General features: G+C 53.1%; 3 protein-coding genes. 1 reads left to right on the top strand and 2 read right to left on the bottom strand.

What is annotated here, in order from left to right:
* Positions 1-113: 113 nt before the first annotated feature.
* Positions 114-908, top strand: coding sequence for a 3'-5' exonuclease (locus tag ACTHUM_RS11770; protein ID WP_070460568.1), 795 nt, complete (start codon positions 114-116; stop codon positions 906-908).
* An 84-nt stretch (positions 909-992) separates the two neighbouring features.
* Here the strand turns inward: ACTHUM_RS11770 and prmC are convergent, their stop codons facing one another.
* Complete coding sequence (prmC, locus tag ACTHUM_RS11765) at positions 993-1,805, bottom strand: peptide chain release factor N(5)-glutamine methyltransferase (RefSeq protein WP_070460570.1); 813 nt, start codon at positions 1,803-1,805, stop codon at positions 993-995.
* Complete coding sequence (locus ACTHUM_RS11760) at positions 1,795-2,256, bottom strand: hypothetical protein (RefSeq protein ID WP_107792240.1); 462 nt, start codon at positions 2,254-2,256, stop codon at positions 1,795-1,797. The genes prmC and ACTHUM_RS11760 overlap by 11 nt, the downstream gene beginning before the upstream one ends.
* Positions 2,257-2,279 lie beyond the last annotated feature (23 nt).

The following is a 2,279-nucleotide window of genomic DNA, read 5'->3' as shown; positions in this document are numbered from 1 at the left end:
AAGCGTAAATCTCTGATTTGAGGTATTGGGGCAATCCTGTGGGGGATTGCCTCTTTTTTTATCTGCGCCGTCATGCCACAATGACATCATCCCTTATCCAACCCGATCACGCCATGACTCCGATACTCGCCTTCGACATTGAAACCATTCCCGACGTACACGGCATCCGCCAGCTTTACGATTTGCCAGCCGATTTGCCCGACAACGAAGTCGTCCTGTTTGCCCAGCAGCAACGCCGTGCCAAAACCGGCAGCGACTTTATGCAACACCATCTGCACCAAGTCGTCGCCATCTCCTGCTGTATGCGCTGGGGGCAAGACAAAATCCGCGTCAGTACCATCGGCGATCCCGAAGACAGCGAAGAAGTCATGATTGCCAAGTTCTTCGAGGTCATCGAAAACTATACGCCGCAACTTGTCAGCTGGAACGGCGGCGGTTTCGATCTGCCCGTCCTCCACTACCGCGCCCTGATACACGGCATCAGCGCCGCCCGCTATTGGGACATGGGCGACGGCGATTTTGGCGACAGCCGCGACTTTAAGTGGAACAACTACATCAGCCGCTACCACACCCGCCATTGCGACCTGATGGATTTGCTCGCCCTCTACCAACCGCGTGCCAGCGTGCCTTTGGACGATATGGCCAAACTCTGCGGCTTCCCCGGCAAACTGGGTATGGACGGCAGCAAAGTTTGGGACGCTTATCATGCAGGCCGTCTGAAAGACATCCGCGATTATTGTGAAACCGATGCCGCCAATACCTACCTGATGTACATGCGCTTTCGCATGATGAGCGGCGCGCTCGATGCCGACGAATACGAAGTCGAAATTAAACGCATCAAACATTATCTGGCCGCACAAGCCGAAGAAAAACAACATTGGGCGGAGTTCGTCGCTGCTTGGCGTTAAACCAGGCCGTCTGAACAGACAAACCAGAAAACCAAAAGGGCGTGATCGACACGCCCTTTTTTATATTTCGACAAATCATGCCCATTAAGCAGGCAAACGCCCCAGCGTTACCCTATCCAATCCAGCCAAATCCTGTTCGGTTGCCACTTCGGCAAAACCGTTCTCAAGCATAATGTTCCGCACTGCTTCGCCTTGGTCGTAGCCGTGTTCAAACAGCAGCCAGCCGTTGGCTTTCAAGTATTTGGGGGCTTCTTGGGTAATGTGGCGGATATGGCTGAGGCCGTCTGAAAAGTCGGTCAACGCATTTTGCGGTTCAAACCTCAAATCGCCTTGCGACAAATGTTCATCGCCGTCCTCGATGTACGGCGGATTGGAAACAATCACATCATATCGGCCTTCAGACGGCCTGTCGGTATCAAACCACGAACCCTGCGCAAACTCGACTTTTGCGCCCAATTCGGCCGCATTTTGACGGGCAGTATCCAAAGCACCAACGCTGATGTCGGATGCGCGAACATCAGCATCAACGCGTTCAAGCGCGACGGTCACGGCAATGGCGCCGCTGCCCGTCCCCAAGTCCCACACACGGCCTTGCGGCGGCAAGCGTTTGAGCACGGCTTCCACCAAATGCTCGGTTTCAGGGCGTGGAATCAGCACATGGGGATTGACGGCAAAACGTCTCCCGTAAAACTCGCGTTCGCCCAACAGATAGGCCATCGGCTCGCCTTTCAGACGGCGTTGAGCCAAAGCCTCCAAGGTTTGCAGGGCAGAGTCTGCCAAATCGTCCGTACCGCGTGTAACCAGTTGCGCGCGCGTGTAACCCAGTGCATATTGCAACAACATCCGCGCTTCATTTTTGGGCAGCGCCGATTGGCGCAGCCATTCATCAAGCGTCATTTTTCGTCCCATCTGCCAGCATTGTTGCTTTTCTTTCCTTATTCTTTCCGGCAAACGTGCCGATGGTGGCAACCGCAAATGCGGCATACCACAAATAAAATCCTGCACCGTAGCGCATAATATCCGATGTATTCCCTGCTTCATCAACGTGTACGGCTTTCACACTGAAAGCCACCAGCGCCAAGCCCCAAAGTGCCGCATGGACAGGCACGACCTTCTTCCGCAACGCCAACAAAACAATGGCCGCCAACCAAACATAATTAGCATAGGCCGCACAATATCTGATGTCCAAAGAAGCAAATATCGACCCCAAAATCAAAACGGTCAAACCCTTCATGCTTTCATGATTGCCCAAATAAAATGCAACATTGGACAAAGACGCGATCCACAGGGCAACCGACACCAGCAACATCACTATGAGAAAACTTGATTTCCGATTCTGTTCCTGCATGGTTTTATCCTAATGTAAAAGGC

Source organism: Neisseria sp. P0021.S006 (assembly GCF_051956895.1).
The sequence above is the reverse complement of the archived record's forward strand: the minus strand, read 5'-3'. Positions and strand labels throughout refer to the sequence as shown.